Source organism: Leclercia pneumoniae, assembly GCF_017348915.1.
In the GTDB taxonomy this organism is placed as follows: Bacteria; Pseudomonadota; Gammaproteobacteria; order Enterobacterales; family Enterobacteriaceae; genus Enterobacter; species Enterobacter pneumoniae.
In genome coordinates this window covers 1,384,389-1,405,258 of record NZ_CP071383.1, presented here as the reverse complement: position 1 = coordinate 1,405,258, position 20,870 = coordinate 1,384,389, and the positions used below count along the sequence as shown (strand labels likewise).

Genomic DNA, 20,870 nt, shown 5'->3' with positions numbered 1-20,870 from the left:
CAGGAGGGACATGCCGGCATCAGTGATCAGGATCGCGAAGCACAGGCGGGTGCCAGAGGGAGCGTATCCATAAAACGCGCGAAAATTCTGTCAATTTTGCGGCGATGCAGGCTGCTAAATAACGAAGCAACCGGGATAAATTCAGATTCGCCAATATTATCGATGACCACCAGGTAGCCGTCTTTTTCTGAGGTACGGCGATAGAGGATATTATAATCCTTCAGGTTCATGGTCGCGATGCGATGGGCAATTAAATCATTGCGCAGTTCATAGAGGAGGTTGTCAATTTCCTCGGCGCTCAGTAAATCGTTTTTAATGTAGTGCCCCAGCGTTTTGGATATTTCGCCGTCATAATCTCTTATCAGATCAAAAACGTACCCTTCGCCAAGCGCCGTTTCCACTTTACCGTGAAAATCAGGGATCGCGCGGCTGTGCTGAATTTGCGTTAAGCGCTTGCGGTAGTAGCCAACCTCGCGGCGTACCTCTTTTACTCCGCCGTCGTCCGGATTGTAGAGAATTTTAATGCACTTACTACTATCCTGCGGATGTTGATAGCAAATGCGGTGTCGGCCACGTCCAATTGTTTTATGCAGGTTCATCATCATATTTCTCCTTATATGAATAATGATCGCCTCTGCTTTCTAAACAAATGTTAAACGAGGGCTGGGTCATTATTATCCTGACACCAGAGTCGCACAAATATGCAAATTAAGAGGGCGGGCGTCGGTAATGACTCCAACTTATTGATAGTGTTTTATGTTCAGATAATGCCCGATGACTTTGTCATGCAGCTCCACCGATTTTGAGAACGACAGCGACTTCCGTCCCAGCCGTGCCAGGTGCTGCCTCAGATTCAGGTTATGCCGCTCAATTCGCTGCGTATATCGCTTGCTGATTACGTGCAGCTTTCCCTTCAGGCGGGATTCATACAGCGGCCAGCCATCCGTCATCCATATCACCACGTCAAAGGGTGACAGCAGGCTCATAAGACGCCCCAGCGTCGCCATAGTGCGTTCACCGAATACGTGCGCAACAACCGTCTTCCGGAGCCTGTCATACGCGTAAAACAGCCAGCGCTGGAGCGATTTAGCCCCGACATAGCCCCACTGTTCGTCCATTTCCGCGCAGACGATGACGTCACTGCCCGGCTGTATGCGCGAGGTTACCGACTGCGGCCTGAGTTTTTTAAGTGACGTAAAATCGTGTTGAGGCCAACGCCCATAATGCGGGCGGTTGCCCGGCATCCAACGCCATTCATGGCCATATCAATGATTTTCTGGTGCGTACCGGGTTGAGAAGCGGTGTAAGTGAACTGCAGTTGCCATGTTTTACGGCAGTGAGAGCAGAGATAGCGCTGATGTCCGGCGGTGCTTTTGCCGTTACGCACCACCCCGTCAGTAGCTGAACAGGAGGGACAGCTGATAGAAACAGAAGCCACTGGAGCACCTCAAAAACACCATCATACACTAAATCAGTAAGTTGGCAGCATCACCCGGGCGTCCGTGGATATATCCGTCAGACGCGCAAAATAGAGGACGAGGGGGGAAACTGCGTTATTTATTTTTATTTAGGGTGTTATTTCAATATTAGCGTGGCGGGCCCCGTTTAGCCCCCCTCGCCCGCAATTCTCCCCACCATGGCGCGCAACTCCTCCCGCGTGAGCGGTTTTCTGTCCGTTACGAAGTGCAACGTCATCCCTTCGATAAAGGCATCCAGCCCCCGGGCAGTGACCGGGTCGAACCACTGCTCAAGCGTCGTCTGGCTGGTCTTCATCCAGTCCTGCATGACGCTTTTTAGCGGAGCGCTGCGATTCATAAACGCATAGAGCTGGTACATCAGCTCCATATTGTGCGGTGTGGTGACCTGGGAACTGTATATCAGGGTGGTGATCGCCTCGCACGCCATCTCGGGCCCGGTGACGCCAGCGAAGAAGTCACGGTACTGCACGGACATCTGTTGCTGAGTAAACCAGGTAAATGCCTCTTCGAGCAGCGCATCTTTGCCCGCAAAATAGTAGGTCATCGAACCCAGCGGCACGCCTGCGCAGCTGGCAATTTTACGATGGGTAACGGCATGAATACCATGTTCGGCGATGGTGTCCAGCGTCGCCTGAAGAATACGCTCCCTGCGCTGCGGATCGTTTGGTCGTCTGCTCATTTTACCCTCTGCCAGTTTGTGTACAAATGTACACAAGCTTGCTACTGTTGTCGTCAGTAATCTCCCTCTGGTGAACAAAACATGACTGCCATTTCGCCTCGCAGAGTTCTGCAGCGCCGTATGTGGGCGCTCTTTATGTTCTTCTTTATTCCCGGGCTGCTCATGGCTTCGTGGGCCACGCGTACCCCCGCTATCCGCGATATTTTATCGGTATCGACGGCAGAGATGGGGATCGTCTTGTTTGGCCTCTCCGTCGGTTCGATGAGCGGCATTCTCTGCTCTGCCTGGCTGGTAAAGCGTTTTGGTACGCGACAAGTGATTCGCACGACTATGTGCTGCGCAGTGGTAGGAATGGTGATCCTCAGCACGGCGCTCTGGTTCACGTCACCGCTGATGTTTGCCCTGGGACTTACCGTCTTCGGCGGCAGCTTCGGGGCGGCGGAAGTGGCCATCAACGTCGAAGGAGCGGCGGTCGAGCGCGAGATGGGCAAAACGGTATTGCCCATGATGCACGGTTTTTACAGTCTCGGTACCCTGGCGGGCGCAGGGGTGGGCATGGCACTCACCGCCTCTGGCGTGGCCGCAAATCTGCACATTCTTTTTGCAGCGCTGGTCTGTATCGCGCCGATTCTGCTTGGCATTACCGCCATTCCTGACGGCACCGGAAAAAACGCTGGCGAAGAGGCCAGCGGGGGCGAAAAAGGTCTGCCCTTCTATCGCGATATTCAGCTGATGTTGATTGGCGTCGTGGTGCTGGCTATGGCCTTTGCCGAAGGGTCTGCCAACGACTGGCTGCCGCTGTTGATGGTGGACGGCCACGGCTTTAGCCCTACCTCCGGCTCGCTGATTTATGCCGGGTTTACGCTGGGTATGACCGTAGGACGCTTCACCGGCGGCTGGTTCATCGACCGTTACAGCCGCGTCAGCGTAGTGCGCGCCAGCGCCCTGCTGGGTGGCCTGGGCATCGCGCTGATTATCTTTGTAGATGTGGACTGGGTAGCTGGCGTCTCGGTGATCCTCTGGGGACTGGGCGCCTCGCTGGGATTCCCGCTCACTATCTCGGCGGCCAGCGATACCGGTCCGGATGCGCCAACCCGCGTCAGCGTAGTGGCGACAACCGGCTACCTTGCGTTCCTGGTAGGCCCGCCGCTGTTAGGATTCCTGGGCGAGCATTACGGGTTACGTAGTGCAATGCTGGTCGTGTTAGGGTTAGTGATTATTGCTGCGCTGGTGGCGCGAGCGGTGGCAAAACCGGCGCCTCAGGCAGAATCTGCCACGGAGAATGGATAATGAGCATCAAACTGATTGCAGTGGATATGGATGGCACCTTTTTAAGCGATAGCAAGCAGTACAATCGCGAGCGCTTTTTGCAGCAGTACGCGCAAATGAAGGAACAGGGAATACGTTTTGTGGTTGCCAGCGGCAATCAGTATTACCAGCTCATCTCTTTCTTCCCGGAGATTGCCCATGAGATCGCTTTTGTCGCCGAAAACGGCGGCTGGGTAGTGAATGCCGGAGAGGATGTGTTTAACGGCGAATTGACGCAATCGCACTTCGCCACCGTCTCACGCTATCTCTGCACCCTGCCGGGAATAGAGGTGATCGCCTGCGGTAAGAACAGCGCCTACACCCTAAAACACTATGGCGATGCCTTTCACGAGATTGCGGCAAAATATTATCACCGCCTGGAAAAGGTAAAGAATTTCGATAACTTCAACGACATTTTCTTCAAGTTTGGCCTCAATGTCTCGGATGAAGAGATCCCGCGCATTCAGGCGCTGATCCACGACGAACTGGGCGACATCATGGTGCCCGTTCATACCGGCAACGGCAGCATCGACCTGATTATTCCCGGCGTGCATAAAGCCAATGGCCTGCGCCTGCTGCAGGCGCTGTGGGGCATTGAAGATCATGAAGTGGTGTCGTTTGGCGATAGCGGGAATGACGTAGAGATGCTCAAACAGGCAGGCTTTGGTTTTGCGATGGCTAACGCCGGGGATCACATCAAAGCGGTAGCCCGCTTTGAAGCGCCGCACAACAACGAAGAGGGCGTGCTGCAGGTGATTGATAAAGTGTTAAAACGCGAAGCGCCGTTTAATTAACTACTGACAGGCCGGGCCATCGCCCGGCCTGCTGGTTAATCGGGCTGCAGCGCGTTTCCAACCCGTTTATCTTTCAGGAATATCACCATCAGGACCAGCCACAGCAAACCGTTTGCCAGATTGAAGAGGCTGAACAGACCATTGCCACCGAAGCTGAACGCGTGCTTACTCACCTCGATTCCCACCGTAAAGATCAGCATCTGTAACATTCCCATCGCCGCCGAGACGGTACCCTTGCTCATGTCGCTGGCGAAGAGGGTCAGACGTACCAGCCCGGCGTTGGCCAGGCCAATACCGAACGCATAGAGGCTTAGCCCGGCGGTCATCCACAGGTAAGCGTGCGAAGAAACGACCGTTGCCACTGCGGCCAGCAGCAGGCCCAGCGTAATTGGCCAACCCCCCATAATGATGAGAGAACGCACGGTACGACGCGAGGTGAGCCGCGCCAGCACCAGGTTGCCGATAATCAGCGCGCCAAAGATCGGTACCTGCAGCAGACCATACTCATAGCTGCTGAGCTGCTCGCCGCTGATGATAATCACCGGCGATTGGGCAATCCACGCCAGCAGCGGCAGGCTAACAAAGCCGGTCGCCAGCGCCCCCGCCACGAAGCGCACATTTTTCATCACCGCTTTATAGTCGCGCCCCAGCTCCCGCATGGAAAGCGTCTCACCCAGCCGGGTCGCCGTTTCGGGCATGGCTTTCCAGAGGCCAAAGAATGAGATGGCCGCCAGCAACGCAAACAGAATAAACATCCCTTCCCAGGGCGCCACGTGGACCCAGGCGGCGCCCACCAGCGGACCGAGCAGCGGCGCAATCAGCGCGACGTTCGCCATCAGCGCGGTGATCTTGATACAGACCGCCTCCTCAAACGACTCCTGAATTGCGGCATAGCCCACGGCACCGATAAAGCAGAGGCTTACCCCCTGCAAGAAACGCAGGAAAGTAAACTGCTCAATGTTCTGCGCCAGCAGGATGGCGAGACAGGTAACAATAAACCAGACCACCCCGGTGAGCATCACCGGGCGGCGGCCAATGCGATCCGACAGCGGCCCCAGCAGCCACTGCAAAAACATCCCGCCGGCCAGATAGGCGGTCATGGACGTGGGTACCCACTCAATCCCCGCGTTGTACTGCTCGACGACCGCCAGCATACCCGGCTGGATCATATCGTTGCCGATATAGGTCGAAAATTCGTACAGCACCAGACACAGAGGAAACAGCAACGCCTGACGACCCAGACGGTTGCCGGAAGAAGAACGGTTTAACATGGAGTCTCTTTCTTAGATAAAAATCGCGCTGAGTGTAATGAAATGGCCGCCCCAGCGGTAGCAAATTAACCAGACTCAGCCGAAATTGCGCACATTTCGCTGTCGTTTAAGGTTTCCTTAAGTTGGCATCCGTATGCTTGAGGTTTTTCCGTCATTGACCTTTATTATGACACAGATTACCCCGGCTTCAGAATTGTCTAAGTTAAAGACAACTAAGACAAAAAGACTTTACCCCTTGCCGAACCGTTTTTATGGTTATCAGCTTATTGCGCTACTGATTCTGGCCGCGCTTTTTAGCTGGTTAGGCCGGGATGAGACCCTGGACAGGCTACTGACCGGTTACTGGTACGACGCCGCGTTGCACACCTTTCCGCTCAAGCAGAATGTCTTGCTGGATGTGCTTAACCATCGGCTTGCGAAATATCTCACCATCACCCTGGCGGCAGTCACGCTGCTCTACGGGGTCTGGAGACGTAATCCGCAGCTGGTCGTCGGGGCGCTGCTGATGGGGCTGGGCACGCTGGTGGTGGGCGCGCTGAAAGCGGTTAGCCATCATAGCTGCCCCTGGGATCTGGTGGAGTACGGCGGTGATGCCGTCTCGTTTCCGCTATTTGGCACCACGCCGTTGAACAGCGGCCCCGGGCGCTGCTTCCCCGGCGGTCATTCGTCGAGCGGCTTTATGGTGATGGGGCTGTTTTTTGCCTTCTGGCACAATCGCCCCCGCCTCGCCTGGGGAATGATGGCACTCGGGGTGGTGCTCGGGCTGGTGATGGGTTACGGCCAGGTGATGCGTGGCGCGCATTTTTTCTCACACAACCTGTGGGCGGGTTGGTGGGTTTGGTTTTCCCAGCTGGCAGCCTATGCGCTGATGACCCGCTGGTTTGCAAAAGAGTGACGAGGGTATGTTAGAAAATCTGAACTATGGACTGTTTTACTGGATCAATGCCACCCCCGCTTCGCCGGCGTGGATGATCGACTTCGCCACCTTTGTGGCAAAAGACTTAATTAATATCGTCCCGGCGCTGGTGGTCATCCTCTGGCTGTGGGGACCCCGCAAACAGGTAGGTGCCCAGCGTCAACTGGTCATCAAGATTGCGATGGCGCTGGGCGTGAGCTTGCTGGCCTCCTGGGGGCTGGGCCACACCTTCCCGCACGATCGTCCGTTCGTTGATCATATTGGCTATAACTTCCTGCACCATGCCGCCGATGACTCTTTCCCGAGCGACCATGGCACAGTGATCTTCACCTTTGCCCTGGCCTTCGTCCTCTGGCATCGCCTCTGGTCCGGAATCATCTTGATGGCGGTGGCCCTCGCTATCGCCTGGTCTCGTGTCTACCTCGGCGTTCACTGGCCGCTGGATATGCTCGGCGGACTGATGGTGGGGATGATGGGCTGCCTCAGCGCGCAGATCCTGTGGAACCTTTTTGGCGAGAGGCTTTATCGCGCCCTCTCTCAGCTGTACCGCATCTGTTTCGCCCTCCCCATCCGTAAAGGCTGGATACGTGACTAACCCTGGTTCGGCAGGTTACACTTGAGCCCCCAGCGTAGCGGGGGCTTACCAACTGCCGAGGACCTATGGAAACACGTCGCGAAGAACGTCTGGCTCAACTGATTAACGCACTCAAGCGCAGCGATAAACTGCATCTGAAAGAGGCGGCCGCCCTGCTTGGCGTCTCGGAGATGACGGTGCGGCGCGATCTTAATAGTGAGAGCGGCCCGGTTGTGCTTCTCGGTGGCTATATCGTGCTGGAGCCACGCAGCGCCAGCCACTACTTACTGAGTGACCAGAAGACCCGGCTGGTAGAAGAGAAGCGCAAGGCGGCGCGGCTGGCCGCCACCCTGGTGCAGCCTCATCAGACGCTCTTTTTTGACTGCGGTACCACCACTCCCTGGATTATCGACGCTATCGATAACGCCCTGCCTTTTACCGGGGTCTGCTATTCGCTGAATACTTTTCTCGCGCTTCAGGAAAAACCGGCGTGCCGGGTGATTCTCTGCGGCGGCGAGTTCCATGCCAGTAATGCGATTTTCAAACCGCTGAATCTGCATGACACCTTAAACAACCTCTGTCCGGATATCGCCTTCTACTCCGCGGCAGGCCTGCATCCCCGTCACGGGGCGACCTGCTTCAATCTGGATGAGTTACCGGTGAAACACTGGGCGCTGAGTATGGCGCAACAGCATGTTCTGGTGGCCGACCACAGTAAATTTGGCAAAGTACGCCCGGCGCGGATGGGGGATTTAGGGCAATTTGACGTGATTGTCAGTAATTGCCGTCCGGACGATGAGATGGTGGCGCTGGCGAAGGCGCAGCAGATTAAGCTGATGTATTAATTTTTCGCCCACCTCAGAACAGTAGATATGAAAACGGCAACCTTCGGGTTGCCGTTTGCGTTTGCTTAAGAGAACCAGCTGCCAAACCACTGGTGGAATTTCATCATGACGAAATCCCACATCCGGCTAAAGAAACCGCCCTCTTCCACCGCTTCCATCACGATAAGCGGGCGCTGCTCGATAGATTTCCCGTTCAGCTGGAAGTCGATAGTGCCCACCACCTGGCCCTTTTTCAGCGGGGCGGTCAACTGAGGATCGGTCAGGGTGAAGCTGGCTTTCAGATTTTTAAGCTGACCACGTGGGATGGTCACCGAACCGGCGTCACCAGCACCGAGGTTCACTTCGCTTTTGTCGCCGAACCAGACGCGCTGGCTAACGAACGTCGCATCCGGCTTAATCGGGGTGACCGTTTCGAAGAAGCGGAAGCCCCACGTCAGCAGTTTTTCCGATTCATTAAAGCGGATGCGGTCGGTTTTGGTGCCCAGCACCACCGAGATCAGGCGCATATCCCCCTGCGTTGCCGAGGCCACCAGGTTATACCCGGCACCGGCGGTCGTACCGGTTTTCATTCCGTCGACATTGACATTGCTGCTCCAGAGCAGGCGGTTGCGGTTCGGCTGGCGGATCTTGTTGAAGGTAAACTCTTTCTCTTTATGGATGGCATACTCTTCCGGCACGTCGTGAATCAGCGCCTTACCCAGCAGCGCCATATCGCGGGCGGTACTGAACTGCCCTGGGGCATCAAGGCCGTGCACGGTTTTAAAGGTGGTATTGGTTAAGCCGAGCTTTTGCGCATAGCCGTTCATCAGACCAATAAACGAATCCTGGCTGCCCGCCACGTAATCCGCCAGCGCGATGCAGGCATCGTTGCCCGACTGGATAATGACGCCTTTATTCAGGTCCGAGACCGCCACCTGGTCGCCCGGCTTCAGGAACATGACCGACGAGCCGCGAAGCGCCGGGTTACCGGTGGCCCAGGCGTCTTTACCAATGGTGACCATATCGGTGAGCTTGATCTTTCCTGCTTTCAACGCCTGACCAACGACATAGCTGGTCATGATTTTTGTCAGGCTGGCCGGGTCGAGTTTTTCATCTGCATTCCCTTCTGCCAGCACTTTGCCGCTGGCGTAATCCATCAGGATCCACGCGCGAGCATCCACCGGCGGGGCTTCCGGTGCCGCCTGTTCTGCTGCATAGAGCGTAGGTGCAAAAAGAAAAAGAAGCGCTGAGCCTGCCGCCAGACTGCGCAGAGAAGTTGTTTTTCGCGTCATAATGCCACCCGAGTTTCCATTCAAAAATCACGCCACGTCACCGCGTCGCAAGAAACGATGAGTAATAACGTACTAATGCGTTCAATAAAACCAAATCCTGGTAAAGTTTTTAAAGTTTATGCAATAACCCCCCGATACGCTTTGACGCTGTCGATTTTTTTCTCTTTTGTTGCGTAATTGTTTGGATTATCTCACTCTATGCCCCCTGGACATTGAATCGCAACCGCCGGTTGTTTGTCATTTAAAGGGGTGATTATGATTACGCTGTGGGGCAGAAATAACTCAACCAACGTCAAAAAAGTGCTCTGGACGCTGGAGGAGCTCGATTTACCGTTCAACCAGATCATGGCCGGTTTGCAGTATGGCGTGAATCAGGAGGCGGAGTACCTGGCGATGAACCCAAACGGGCTGGTGCCGCTGCTGCGAGACGACGAAACCCACGTCACGCTGTGGGAGTCAAACACCATCGTCCGCTACCTGGCCGCACAGTATGGGCTTAACCGGCTATGGATTGATGCGCCAGCCGCCCGCGCGACCGGCGAGAAGTGGATGGACTGGGCCAATCAGACCCTCTCCCCTGCGCACCGGGTGGTGCTGATGGGGCTGGTGAGAACGCCAGAAGCTGAGCACGACCACGCTGCCATTGAGGCGGCAAAGCAGACCCTCGAAGGACTGTTTGCCATGCTGGATGAGGCGCTGGCCGCCGGGCCATGGCTCTCCGGTGACGCCTTCGGTCTGGGGGATATTGCCGTCGCGCCTTTTGTCTGGAACCTGACCAACATCGGCCTTAGCTGGACGCCGCGCCCCCACCTCGAACGCTGGATGGCCGCCCTGAGTGAGCGACCTGCCTACCGCAAAGTGGTCATGATCCCGGTGAGCTAATCAGGTACCGGACGGGCTGACTTTCAGCAGTTGCCCGTCCGTTTCATCCGTCAGCACATATAGGTAGCCGTCCGGGCCGACCCGCACATCACGAATGCGTTGATCCCTCTCCCCCAGAATCCTCCCCTCTTCCGTGACCTTGTTGCCATTCACCGTCATGACAATCACGTCTTTCTCTTTCAGCGCACCAATAAAGAGTTTGTTCTTCCATTGCGGGAAAACATCGCTGTTGTAAAAAGCCATCCCGCTCAGGGCCGGGGATTTTTTCCAGACAAACAGCGGCGGCTCAGTACCCTCGACGTGCTCACCCTTCGCCTCGGGGATCTTCAGGCCGCTGTAATTAATCCCGTGGGTCGCCAGCGGCCAGCCGTAGTTTTTACCCCTCTCTGGAATGTTGATCTCATCGCCGCCGCGCGGGCCATGCTCATTGAGCCATAGCGTGTCGCTCCAGGGGTTCATCGCCATGCCCTGCGGGTTGCGGATACCGTAAGACCAGATCTCCGGAAGTGCGCCCGAGGTATTTACGAAGGGGTTGTCATTGGGGATCTCGCCCTCGTCGGTGAGCCGCACAACCTTACCCTGCAATTTATCCAGCTCTTGCGCCGTGGGACGCTGGTTGTTCTCCCCCAGACCGATAAAGAGATAGCCTTTGCCATCAAAGACCAGCCTGCCGCCAAAGTGGTTGCCCGTCGAGAGCTTCGGCTGCTGGCGGAAGACCACCTTAAAGGCCTCCAGACGAGAGAAATCGTCGCTTAAGCGCCCGTAGCCTACGGCGGTTCCGGCTTTACCGTCGCTCCCGGCCTCGGCATAGCTGAGCCACACCCGCCGCGAGCTTTCGAAGTCCGGCGCCAGCACCACATCCAGCAGGCCGCCCTGCCCCTTAGCCCAGACGTCAGGCACGCCAACAATCGGGTCGGAGAGGCCTTTTCCGGCCTGCCAGCGTTTAAGCTGACCGTCCTTCAGGGTGATTAACATGCCCTGATTCTGGGGCAGGAAAGCGAGCGACCAGGGGTGATCGAGTTTGTTTTGCAGCACATCCACTTTCACTTCAGCAGGCGCGGCAAGCACAGCGGTGGAGACCAGCATGAATGGCAGGAAAATAAGCGAAGATCGACGCATAACGCACTCCTTTTCGACGTATGGCTTAAAGATTAGCCAGATAGCGCAGGGGCGTTAACACTTTTACATAAACTTAAACATAAGGGGGAGCGGCCTCCCCCGGGGCTTAATTCTGATTGAGCGGTTGCTGCGTCTTCAGAGACTGAATACAGCGGGTTAAATCTGTCAAACAGACTTCCAGCTTCTCTGCGTTAACGGCGATAAAAGAGGGGCAGTCGTGTCCCCCGGTCATCATGCAAACGCCTACGGCAGAGAGCGACTGCGCAGCGCGGTAAAGTACCGCCTGCTCCTCAGCGCTGCAGTGCTCACGCAAAAGAGGCGCTTTCTCACGCATGTAATTACAAAGTTCGAAGAAGTTATCTCGCAGATGGTCGCTTTCGCTGACTGACATATACCCTTTCGCTTTCCTTAGCGTCAAATAGGTGTCCAGATCGATGCGGGCGTTAATCAGTTTGCTCAGAAGATCGCGTTTGAGTCTGTCAACGGACATGCTTTTCCCCCCTTTGTCAGTTATGTACCCAGTTAGATTATGGCTGTTTTTTGTACAAATTAATGTTTCAGGTCAATAAATATTAACGAATTAACATTATTTACAATGTTACAACCTGGCCGATAAGCAGCCTGCACAGATCGCTATAAATAGCCTGTGGAACGCTGTACAATCCCTGCCCTGAGAATCCTATAACTGACTACTTTTTAATCTATGAGCAATGTTAGCCACCCGCCGAAAATCGGCTTCGTCTCCCTGGGCTGCCCAAAAAACCTGGTGGATTCAGAACGCATCCTCACTGAGCTTCGTACCGAAGGCTATGATGTGGTGCCGAGCTATGACAATGCCGATATGGTTATCGTGAATACCTGTGGCTTCATTGACAGCGCCGTGCAGGAATCCCTCGAAGCCATCGGTGAAGCCCTGACCGAAAACGGCAAAGTGATCGTGACCGGCTGCCTGGGCGCCAAAGTGGACCAGATCCGCGAAGTGCATCCAAAGGTTCTGGAGATCACCGGGCCGCACAGCTATGAGCAGGTGCTGGAGCACGTTCACCACTACGTGCCGAAACCGAAGCACAACCCGTTCCTGAGCCTGGTGCCGGAACAGGGGGTGAAGCTGACCCCGCGTCACTACGCCTACCTGAAAATCTCTGAAGGCTGCAACCACCGCTGCACGTTCTGCATCATCCCGTCCATGCGTGGCGATCTGGTGAGCCGCCCGATTGGCGAAGTGCTGGCAGAAGCGAAGCGTCTGGCCGATGCGGGCGTGAAAGAGCTGCTGGTGATCTCGCAGGATACCTCCGCCTACGGCGTGGATGTGAAGCACCGTTCGGGCTTCCATAACGGCGAGCCGGTGAAGACCAGCATGGTGGGTCTGTGCGAACAGCTGGCAAAACTGGGTATCTGGACGCGTCTGCACTATGTCTATCCTTACCCGCACGTCGATGACGTGATCCCGCTGATGGCCGAAGGCAAAATCCTGCCGTATCTGGATATTCCGCTGCAGCACGCCAGCCCGCGTATCCTGAAGCTGATGAAACGCCCTGGCTCCGTTGACCGTCAGCTGGCGCGCATCAAACAGTGGCGCGAAATCTGTCCGGAACTGACCCTGCGCTCGACCTTTATCGTGGGCTTCCCGGGTGAAACCGAAGAAGATTTCCAGATGCTGCTCGACTTCCTGAAAGAGGCCCGTCTGGACCGTGTAGGCTGCTTCAAGTACAGCCCGGTCGAAGGTGCAACGGCTAACGAGCTGGCGGATCAGGTGCCGGAAGAGATGAAAGAGGAGCGCTGGAATCGCTTTATGCAGTTGCAACAGCAGATCTCTGCCGAGCGCCTGCAGGAGAAAGTGGGCCGCGAAATCATGGTCATCATTGACGAAGTGGACGAAGAAGGCGCCATTGGCCGCAGCATGGCCGATGCACCGGAAATCGACGGCGCGGTCTACCTGAACGGTGAAACGAAGGTGAAACCGGGTGATATTATTCGCGTTAAAGTTGAAAACGCGGACGAGTATGACCTGTGGGGTAGCCGGGTTTAACTTTTGCTCTTGCCCTCTCCAGCCGGGAGAGGGCCATTAATCACTCTTAAATCGTTATCCGGTAGCGCACGTAGTCATCTACCGTGGCCAGCTTGTCGTACAGCGCCCTCGCCGGATTACCCTCTCGCGTGACCCAGTAGACCTTCGACCACCCTTTTTCCCGCGCTTCGTCAATGATCGCCTCGATCAATGCCCTGCCCGCACCCCGACCGCGCATCGACGCATCAACATAGAGATCTTCCAGATAGCACAGCGGCGTAGTGACCCAGGTGCCTTCATGCAGCACGCAAATAGCGAACCCCACCACCTGACCTTCGCTTTCGGCGATCCGGCAGATCATGCCCGACTCTGCGGAAAGTACCCGACGCCAGGTCGCCAGCGTCACGGCGTCATCCAGTTCAGAGCCATAAAACGCCAGATAGCCCTTCCAGAGCGTTAACCATGCTGCGTAATCTTCCGCCTTCGCTTCGCGTACCTTCACCATCGTTTTCTGTTCCTGCTGTGCCCAAGAGAGAGCCATGATACTGCCAGCTTAAACGGTAGGTAAACAGCGGCAAAACTTTTGAATGAAAGCGAATTCTGGTAACCACATTGTTACTTCGCTGTTGTACAATTTTGCGCTTTCGATTATAAAACTTCACTTTTGATTAAAATCACTCACAAAATGAGCATTTGTGTCACGCGTTTTTTTGGTCCCTCTTTTTTATAACCAACAGGGTAAAAGTATGTCCGTGCAAAATATTCCCAAACCTGCTGCGGCCTGGTTAGGGATTTTAGGTCTCATCATTCTGGCGATGGGGCTCTTCTTCGCCTGGTATGGCTGGGAACTGGTCAGTTTAAAAGGGAGCCCTTACTTCCTTATCGCCGGGTGCGGCCTGATACTCTCAGCTGTCCAGATTGTCCGCCAGCGGGTCAGCGGTGCCCTTCTCTATTTTGTGGTTCTGGCAGGAACCCTCATCTGGGCATTATTGGACGTGGGCATCGACTTCTGGCCGCTGGTATCACGTCTGTTGACCCTGACCGGTATCGCCATCCTGGTGGCGCTCTCTTTGCCGTTGCTGTTACGCCGGGCAGGCAAAAAGCCGTGCTGGAAAGGGACGGTCGCCATCACCGCCGTTCTGGTGGTGGCCTTCGCCGGTACCGTTGCGGGCATGTTTGTTCCCCACGATCCGGTGAGCGCATCGGGCGCGACACTGCCGCTGACGAAAGTGAAACCCGGTGAAGAACAGGTTAACTGGGCAAATTATGGCAACACGCCGGGCGCATCGCGCTTTGTGGCCCTGGACCAGATCACCCGTGATAACGTAAAAAATCTGCAGGTGGCCTGGACGTACCGTACGGGGGACATTCCGCTGAGCCCGAACGGCGGCGGCGCTGAAGATCAGCAAACCCCGCTGCAGATTGGCAATAAACTCTTCCTCTGTACGCCGCACAACAACGTGATTGCCGTAGACGCAACCACCGGCAAAGCGTTATGGAAAACCGAAATCAACGCCACGCAGAAGAAGTGGATGCGTTGTCGCGGCCTGGCCTACTTTGATGCCAACGCCCCGCTGCAGCAGCCTACGCTGCCAGACTCTTCGCCGGTTGCTGCCGTCTCCCTGCATGCCGATGCCCAGTGCCAACGCCGTATTATCATGAACAGCGTGACGCCAGAGCTGATTGCGCTGGATGCCGACACCGGCGCGTTCTGCGAAGACTTTGGTCACCATGGTCGCGTGAGCTTAAGCGCGCAGATGGGTAAAGGTGCCGATACCGGTCAGTACTACCCTACCTCAGCCCCAACGCTAGCGGGTACCACCATCGTGGTGGGCGGCCGCGTGGCCGATAACGTGGCGACCGATATGCCAGGTGGTGTGGTGCGCGGCTTCGACGTGATCACCGGCCAGCTGCGCTGGGCATTCGATCCCGGTAAGCCGGATGACCAGCAGGCGCTTGCTGCGGGCGAAACGTTCACCCGCTCAACCCCGAACGTCTGGGCGCCAATGTCTTACGATCCGCAGTCCAACACCGTATTTATGCCTACCGGCAGCGCGGCGGTTGACCTGTGGGGCGTGAAACATAACGCGCTGGATCGTAAGTTTGGTGCCTCGATGGTGGCCGTCGACGCCAGCACCGGCAAGGTGAAATGGGTTTACCAGACCGTTCATAACGACCTGTGGGACTTTGATGTCCCGATGCAGCCTACCTTCTCTGACTTCCCTACCGGCGAGGGTAAAACCACCCGGCGCTGATTTTCGGCACCAAATCCGGGCAGCTGTTTGTGCTTGATCGCGCGACCGGCAAGCCGCTGACCAAAGTTGAAGAGCGTAAGGTCACCCAGGGCCAGATCCCGAAAGAGAACTACTCTCCAACCCAGCCCTTCTCCGTCGGCATGCCGTCCATCGGCGCGGATGTGCTGAAAGAGTCTGACATGTGGGGCGCCACGCCGTTCGATCAGCTGCTGTGCCGTATTCAGTTTAAATCGAAGCGTTACAACGGCCTGTTCACGCCGCCGGGTGATGACCCCTCCCTGAACTTGCCAGGCTCTCTGGGGGGAATGAACTGGGGCGGATTGTCTCTCGATCCGGTGAACCAGTATCTCTTTATTAATGACATGCGCGTCGGGCTGGAAGTGCAACTGATCCCGGCCTCCCCTGAAATTCAGGGCGCGAAAAACGACGGTAACGAAGCGGCCGCCATCAGCCGTCCGGTGCCGCTGGCGGGCACTCCTTACGCCATTAACGCCAAAGTACGTTTTATGTCGCCTATTGAGATCCCGTGCCAGAAACCGCCGTTCGGTACCCTGACCGCCGTCGACCTGAAAACCCAGAAGATCGCCTGGCAGGTGCCGGTAGGTACCGTGAAGGACACCGGTCCGTTTGGCGTGAAGATGGGGCTGCCAATCCCTATCGGCATGCCAACCATCGGTGGTACCCTGGCGACCCAGGGAGGTCTGGTATTTATCGCATCAACGCAGGATTACTACCTGCGTGCGTTCGATACCGCCAACGGTAAAGAGGTGTGGAAAGCCCGTCTGCCGGTTGGCAGCCAGAGCACCCCTATCAGCTATAAATCGCCGGTGGACGGTAAGCAGTATCTGCTGATCACCGCAGGCGGCGCACGTAACTCGCCGGATCGCGGCGACTATGTGATTGCTTATAAACTGCCGTAACCGGTAACCCCAGCCCTCCCTGCGGGGAGGGCTGGGCCTGCATACCGCAAAGAGTGTTAAAGGGAAAACCTCAGCGGGCTGGTAGTCTCTTGCTCTTCACACCGGAGACACTATGAATACGATTATCGATCTCTTTAACGACCATAAAAGCGAACGCAGCTTCACCGACCAGGCCGTTGATGACGCCACGCTCGAGCGCATTATCAGCACCGCATACCGTGCACCCACTTCCGTACATTCCCAGCAGGTTTCCGTTGTCGTGACGCGCGATGCGCAAAAACGTGCGCAAATTGCCCAGATTGCGGGCGGCCAGCCGTGGATAGCTAAAGCGCCGGTGTTTATCACCTTCGTGCTGGATATGTATAAAACGCAGGTGGGCATGCAGCTGGCAGGCCAGGAGCAGGTGGCACATCAAAGTATCGAGAGCCTCGTTGCTGGCGCAACCGACGTAGGCATCGCGCTGGGCTCAGTCATGGCGGCGGCCCGCTCTGAAGGGCTGGGTATTGTCCCTATTGGCGGTATCCGTCTGCGTCCGCAGGCGTTGATTGATCTGCTCGAACTGCCGGAACACACCTTCCCGGTGGCGGGCGTGGTGATTGGCCATGTTGATGTTCCCTCCCATCACAAGCCACGACTTCCGCTCGAGACCTTCCGTCACGATGAAGCTTACGTTACCGCAGGGCTGGAAGAGAAGATTGCGCAGTATAACCAACAGATGACGGCGCACTGGCAGGCCATCAACCGCCCCGACGGTGAAACCTGGAGCGAAAGCGTGAGCGGTTATTACAAGCATATCTACTTCCCGGATGTGCTGCCGGCGATTGTGAAGCAAGGCTTCGGCGTCGATAAATAAACAAAAAGCCATCCTGACGGGATGGCTTTTTCGTACAGAGACTGACGTTAACTGAAGGCTTAGCGCGTGTCGACAACCTGCGTCTGCGGCTGAGGTTGGGATTCAAATCCCCCTTTCGAGGCCATAACAGAGCAACTTACCGCTGCCGCGAGGCTAAGCACGATCCAGATTTTCATAACGGGTCTCCTTTCATTACAGTGAAAAGTATTTAGCCTGGCACAAATCCCGCATTTTACTTACAGATTAGCCCTTAATCCTCGGATCCAGCGCATCGCGCAGCCCATCGCCCAGCAGGTTGAACGCCAGCACGGTGAGAAAAATAGCCATACTGGGGAAGAGCGCAACGTGGGGCGCAATCACCATATCTGCCCGCGCTTCATTCAGCATCGCCCCCCACTCCGGAGTAGGCGGTTGCGCACCCAGTCCGAGGAACGACAAGCTGGCCGCCGAGATAATTGACACCCCGATACGCATGGTGAAGTAGACCACGATCGACGAGACGGTGCCCGGCAGGATGTGATTGAAGAGGATATTGGCATCGCTGGCGCCCATGCTGCGCGCCGATTCGATAAATGTCTGCTGCTTCAGTACCAGCGTATTGCCGCGCACCAGTCGGGCAAAGGCCGGTATGGAGAATACCGCCACGGCAATGATGACATTAGCCATACCGCTGCCCATCACCGCCACCACCGCAATCGCCAGCAGAATGCCGGGGAAAGCAAACAACACGTCGCAAATGCGCATGATGAGCCGATCCCACCAGCCTTCGTAATACCCTGCCAGCAGCCCCAGTACGGTGCCGATCGCCGCGCCAATCAGTACCGCGAAGACCCCCGCTGCCAGAGAGATCTGCGCCCCGAGCAGCACGCGGCTAAAAATATCGCGCCCGAGCGAATCCACACCGAACCAATGCATCATCGACGGGCCATCGTTAAGGCGATCGTAATCGAAGTAGTTTTCCGCATCGAAAGGGGCAATCCACGGCGCCAGCACCGCCACGGCAATCAGCAGCAGCACAAACAGCCCGGCGATCATCGCCACCGGCTGGCGGCGAAAACGACGCCAGAATTCAAACCACGGGGTGCGGATCCGGTCTGGCTTCAGCCCAGGCATTGCATTCAGAACGGCCTGTCGGCGCCAGTTTAACAATCGCATCTTATTTGTACCTGATAGCCGGATTAATGGCGGCGTAGAGTACGTCCACCACTAAGTTAATGAGGATAAACTCCAGGGAAAAGAGCAGCACTTCCGCCTGAATCACCGGGTAGTCGCGCATCTCCACCGAATCGACCAGCAGGCGCCCTAACCCTGGCCAGTTGAAGACTTTTTCAACCACAATCGAGCCGCCCAACAGGAAGCCGAACTGCAGCCCCATCATGGTCACCACCGGGATCATGGCGTTGCGCAGTCCGTGCTTGAGGATAACCCACTTTTCGCTTACCCCTTTGGACCGCGCTGTACGCATATAGTCTTCGTTAAGGACATCGACGAACGAGGCGCGGGTAAAGCGCGCCATCACCGCCGCTACCGCTGCCCCGAGCGTAACGGAAGGCAGAACGTAATGTTTCCAGGTATCGGCGCCCACGGTAGGCAACCAGCCCAACTCAACGGAGAAAATCTGCATCAACAGCATCCCCAGCGCAAACGCCGGAAACGAGATACCGGTGACTGCCAGCGCCATTCCCAGCCTGTCTGGCCAGCGGTTACGCCAGACGGCAGCGACAATACCGGCGCCCAGCCCGAATAGCATCGCCCACAGCATGCTGGTGATAGTCAGCCAGAAGGTTGGCATAAAGCGGCTGGCAATCTCATCGACAACCGGACGCCGTGACACCATCGAGGTGCCAAAATCCCCCTGCAGTACATTCACCATGTAGTGCCAGAACTGCACATACAGCGGTTGATCCAGCCCCAGCTGTTTACGCACCAGGTCGATCACCGTGGCATCCGCCTCGGGTCCGGCAATCAATCGCGCCGGATCGCCCGGCAGGATATGCACGAATAAAAAGACCAGTACCGCCACGATCAGTAGCGTAGGCAGCAGACCCAGCAAGCGTTTAATCACATAATTCAGCATGCACATTCCTCTCATCCTGCGGGCGCAACGCCCGCAGGAGTGAGTGCTTTATTTTAAATCGGCGTCGTCAAAGCTAAACCCGGTATCCGGCATGATGTAGAACCCGGTCAGCGCCTTGTTATGCGCCGAGACCAGCTTCTCTACCACCAGCGGTACCCACGGCGACTCTTTCCAGATGGTATCCTGCGCATCCTTGTAGAGGCGGGCTTTCTCTTCTGCGTTGGTCGTTTTCAGCGCATCGGTCAGATCTTTATCCACCTGCGGATTGCTGTAAAACGCCGTATTGAAGAGGGTTGGCGGCCAGTTTTGCGAAGCAAACAGCGGTGATAACGCCCAGTCAGCTTCGCCGGTAGAAGCAGACCAGCCGGTGTAGAACATTCTCACGCCGCTCTCTTTCTGCCCTTTACCTTCCACTTCTGCCGCACGCTGTCCGGCGTCCATGGCGGTAACCTGGACTTTAATGCCCACCTGCACCAGCTGCTGCTGAGTAAACTGCAACACCTTCTGCGCGGTACTGTGATTATGCGAGGACCAGAGGGTGGTGCTAAAGCCGTTCGGATAACCGGCCTCTTTCAGCAGCTCCCGCGCTTTTGCCGGATCGTATGGCCAGGGCTGATAGCTTTGGGAAAAGGCGATCGACGGAGGCAGCACGCCGGTTGCCGGCGTGGCATAACCGGCAAAGGCGACCTTCACCAACGCCTGACGGTTGATGGCATAGTTGATGGCTTCACGCACTTTGGGGTTGTCGAACGGCTTTTGCGTCACGTTCATGCTGATATAGCGCTGCATGATTGACGGGCTGGCCACCAGCGCCAGTTTGCTGTTTTTTGCGAGGATCGCCGCCTGCTCATAAGGGATCGGGAAAGCAAACTGCGCTTCACCGGTTTGCAGCATCGCCGCACGGGTGTTGTTATCCACCACCGGACGCCAGGTAATGGTGTCCAGCTTCGGTAGCCCTTTCTGCCAGTACCCGGCGAATTTCTTCACCTTCACGAAATCGGTCTGGTTCCAGGTGTCCAGCTCATACGGGCCGGTACCCACCGGGTGAAAACCGATCTCTTTGCCATATTTCTTCAGCGCGGCCGGAGAGATCATTGCCGTCGCCGGGTGCGCCAGAATATTGATAAAGGCTGAGAACGGCTCTTTAAGGGTGATTTTCACCGTGGTGGCATCCACCGCCTCGGTGCTGGCGATATTCTTGTACAGGTTGTAGCGCTTCAGGCTGTTAGCCGGATCGCTGGCGCGATCGAGGTTCGCCTTCACCGCCTCAGCGTTAAAATCAGTGCCGTCCTGAAACTTCACGCCGCTGCGCAGCTTGATGGTGTAGACCAGCCCGTCGTCAGAGACGGTATAGCCCTCTGCCAGGACGTTTTTTAGCTTCATCTCTTTATCCAGGCCAAACAACCCCTGATAAAACGACTTCGCTACCGCCTGCGACAGGGTGTCGTTGGCGTCATAGGGATCAAGCGTCGTAAAATTGGAGGCCACGGCCACCACTACATCTTTAGCCGCCCAGGCTGGCGCGGCAGCCAGCGCTGCCGTTACGCTCGCGGCTAACAGCCATGTGCGAGCAACAAATTTGGTCATGGTATTCTCCTGTTGTTCCCTGCTGTCTGTCGT

Annotated in this window: 19 protein-coding genes and 1 pseudogene; 9 read left to right on the top strand and 11 right to left on the bottom strand. The window is 56.3% G+C overall.

Annotated features, from left to right (window positions below):
• Positions 1 to 26: 26 nt before the first annotated feature.
• The 3 genes from JZ655_RS06570 to JZ655_RS06560 all read right to left on the bottom strand — a co-directional run bounded on the left by JZ655_RS06570 (position 27) and on the right by JZ655_RS06560 (position 2,157).
• Positions 27 to 605 carry a YrbL family protein gene (locus tag JZ655_RS06570; protein ID WP_046886889.1) on the bottom strand — a complete coding sequence of 193 codons (579 nt, stop codon included), beginning with the start codon at positions 603 to 605 and terminating at the stop codon, positions 27 to 29.
• Between the two features lie 135 nt (positions 606 to 740).
• A protein-coding gene (locus tag JZ655_RS06565; protein ID WP_242637262.1) for an IS1-like element IS1A family transposase occupies positions 741 to 1,438 on the bottom strand; the annotation gives its coding sequence in 2 pieces (ribosomal slippage) (positions 741 to 1,189 and positions 1,189 to 1,438; 699 coding nt in all).
• A 167-nt stretch (positions 1,439 to 1,605) separates the two neighbouring features.
• Entirely contained in the window at positions 1,606 to 2,157 is a 552-nt protein-coding gene (locus tag JZ655_RS06560; RefSeq protein ID WP_207293317.1) for a TetR/AcrR family transcriptional regulator, read from the bottom strand.
• 81 nt (positions 2,158 to 2,238) lie between these two features.
• Here JZ655_RS06560 and JZ655_RS06555 point away from each other — a divergent pair, with 81 nt between their 5' ends.
• Both JZ655_RS06555 and JZ655_RS06550 read left to right on the top strand, forming a co-directional pair.
• Positions 2,239 to 3,447, top strand: a complete 1,209-nt coding sequence (locus JZ655_RS06555) for an MFS transporter (protein WP_040076411.1) — start codon at positions 2,239 to 2,241, stop codon at positions 3,445 to 3,447.
• Positions 3,447 to 4,259, top strand: coding sequence for a Cof-type HAD-IIB family hydrolase (locus JZ655_RS06550; protein ID WP_207293316.1), 813 nt, complete (start codon positions 3,447 to 3,449; stop codon positions 4,257 to 4,259). Before JZ655_RS06555 ends, JZ655_RS06550 begins: the two co-directional genes overlap by 1 nt.
• A 35-nt stretch (positions 4,260 to 4,294) precedes the next feature.
• Here the strand turns inward: JZ655_RS06550 and JZ655_RS06545 are convergent, their stop codons facing one another.
• On the bottom strand, positions 4,295 to 5,530 hold the full coding sequence (locus tag JZ655_RS06545; RefSeq protein ID WP_046886892.1) for an MFS transporter: 1,236 nt from the start codon (positions 5,528 to 5,530) through the stop codon (positions 4,295 to 4,297).
• A 166-nt stretch (positions 5,531 to 5,696) separates the two neighbouring features.
• Here JZ655_RS06545 and JZ655_RS06540 point away from each other — a divergent pair, with 166 nt between their 5' ends.
• The 3 genes from JZ655_RS06540 to deoR all read left to right on the top strand — a co-directional run bounded on the left by JZ655_RS06540 (position 5,697) and on the right by deoR (position 7,865).
• Complete coding sequence (locus JZ655_RS06540) at positions 5,697 to 6,425, top strand: phosphatase PAP2 family protein (protein ID WP_207293315.1); 729 nt, start codon at positions 5,697 to 5,699, stop codon at positions 6,423 to 6,425.
• A gap of 7 nt (positions 6,426 to 6,432) precedes the next feature.
• Positions 6,433 to 7,041 carry an undecaprenyl-diphosphate phosphatase gene (ybjG, locus tag JZ655_RS06535; protein WP_207293314.1) on the top strand — a complete coding sequence of 203 codons (609 nt, stop codon included), beginning with the start codon at positions 6,433 to 6,435 and terminating at the stop codon, positions 7,039 to 7,041.
• Between the two features lie 65 nt (positions 7,042 to 7,106).
• Entirely contained in the window at positions 7,107 to 7,865 is a 759-nt protein-coding gene (gene deoR / locus JZ655_RS06530) for a DNA-binding transcriptional repressor DeoR (protein WP_040076415.1), read from the top strand.
• A gap of 65 nt (positions 7,866 to 7,930) precedes the next feature.
• On the opposite strand, the gene dacC is transcribed toward deoR, so the two are convergent.
• Positions 7,931 to 9,136: a serine-type D-Ala-D-Ala carboxypeptidase gene (gene dacC, locus JZ655_RS06525; protein WP_046886894.1), complete on the bottom strand. Its 1,206-nt coding sequence runs from the start codon at positions 9,134 to 9,136 to the stop codon at positions 7,931 to 7,933.
• A 255-nt stretch (positions 9,137 to 9,391) separates the two neighbouring features.
• Between dacC and JZ655_RS06520 the strand changes: the two genes are divergently transcribed.
• Positions 9,392 to 10,018: a glutathione S-transferase family protein gene (locus tag JZ655_RS06520; RefSeq protein ID WP_207293313.1), complete on the top strand. Its 627-nt coding sequence runs from the start codon at positions 9,392 to 9,394 to the stop codon at positions 10,016 to 10,018.
• Here the strand turns inward: JZ655_RS06520 and JZ655_RS06515 are convergent, their stop codons facing one another.
• The gene (locus JZ655_RS06515; RefSeq protein WP_207293312.1) at positions 10,019 to 11,137 is read right to left on the bottom strand and encodes a PQQ-dependent sugar dehydrogenase; all 1,119 of its coding nucleotides are present in this window, start codon (positions 11,135 to 11,137) and stop codon (positions 10,019 to 10,021) included.
• Between the two features lie 106 nt (positions 11,138 to 11,243).
• Complete coding sequence (gene bssR / locus JZ655_RS06510; RefSeq protein WP_207293311.1) at positions 11,244 to 11,627, bottom strand: biofilm formation regulator BssR; 384 nt, start codon at positions 11,625 to 11,627, stop codon at positions 11,244 to 11,246.
• 213 nt (positions 11,628 to 11,840) lie between these two features.
• Here bssR and rimO point away from each other — a divergent pair, with 213 nt between their 5' ends.
• On the top strand, positions 11,841 to 13,166 hold the full coding sequence (gene rimO, locus JZ655_RS06505; RefSeq protein ID WP_207293310.1) for a 30S ribosomal protein S12 methylthiotransferase RimO: 1,326 nt from the start codon (positions 11,841 to 11,843) through the stop codon (positions 13,164 to 13,166).
• Between the two features lie 46 nt (positions 13,167 to 13,212).
• On the opposite strand, the gene JZ655_RS06500 is transcribed toward rimO, so the two are convergent.
• Positions 13,213 to 13,650, bottom strand: coding sequence for a GNAT family N-acetyltransferase (locus JZ655_RS06500; protein WP_207293820.1), 438 nt, complete (start codon positions 13,648 to 13,650; stop codon positions 13,213 to 13,215).
• 241 nt (positions 13,651 to 13,891) lie between these two features.
• Here JZ655_RS06500 and JZ655_RS06495 point away from each other — a divergent pair.
• A pseudogene (locus JZ655_RS06495) lies at positions 13,892 to 16,320 on the top strand (membrane-bound PQQ-dependent dehydrogenase, glucose/quinate/shikimate family).
• A 112-nt stretch (positions 16,321 to 16,432) separates the two neighbouring features.
• Positions 16,433 to 17,173, top strand: coding sequence for a nitroreductase family protein (locus JZ655_RS06490; protein ID WP_207293309.1), 741 nt, complete (start codon positions 16,433 to 16,435; stop codon positions 17,171 to 17,173).
• A 243-nt stretch (positions 17,174 to 17,416) separates the two neighbouring features.
• Here JZ655_RS06490 and gsiD read toward each other — a convergent pair whose 3' ends face one another.
• From gsiD to gsiB, 3 genes are read right to left on the bottom strand one after another with little or no spacing between them, the layout of a single operon-like run.
• Positions 17,417 to 18,328: a glutathione ABC transporter permease GsiD gene (gene gsiD / locus JZ655_RS06485; protein ID WP_040076423.1), complete on the bottom strand. Its 912-nt coding sequence runs from the start codon at positions 18,326 to 18,328 to the stop codon at positions 17,417 to 17,419.
• Position 18,329: 1 nt separating this feature from the next.
• Positions 18,330 to 19,250 (bottom strand): glutathione ABC transporter permease GsiC, encoded by a 921-nt coding sequence (gsiC, locus tag JZ655_RS06480; RefSeq protein WP_207293308.1) that lies wholly within the window; start codon positions 19,248 to 19,250, stop codon positions 18,330 to 18,332.
• Between the two features lie 48 nt (positions 19,251 to 19,298).
• A complete protein-coding gene (gsiB, locus tag JZ655_RS06475) occupies positions 19,299 to 20,837 on the bottom strand; it encodes a glutathione ABC transporter substrate-binding protein GsiB (protein ID WP_207293307.1) in 1,539 nt (512 codons plus the stop codon).
• Positions 20,838 to 20,870 lie beyond the last annotated feature (33 nt).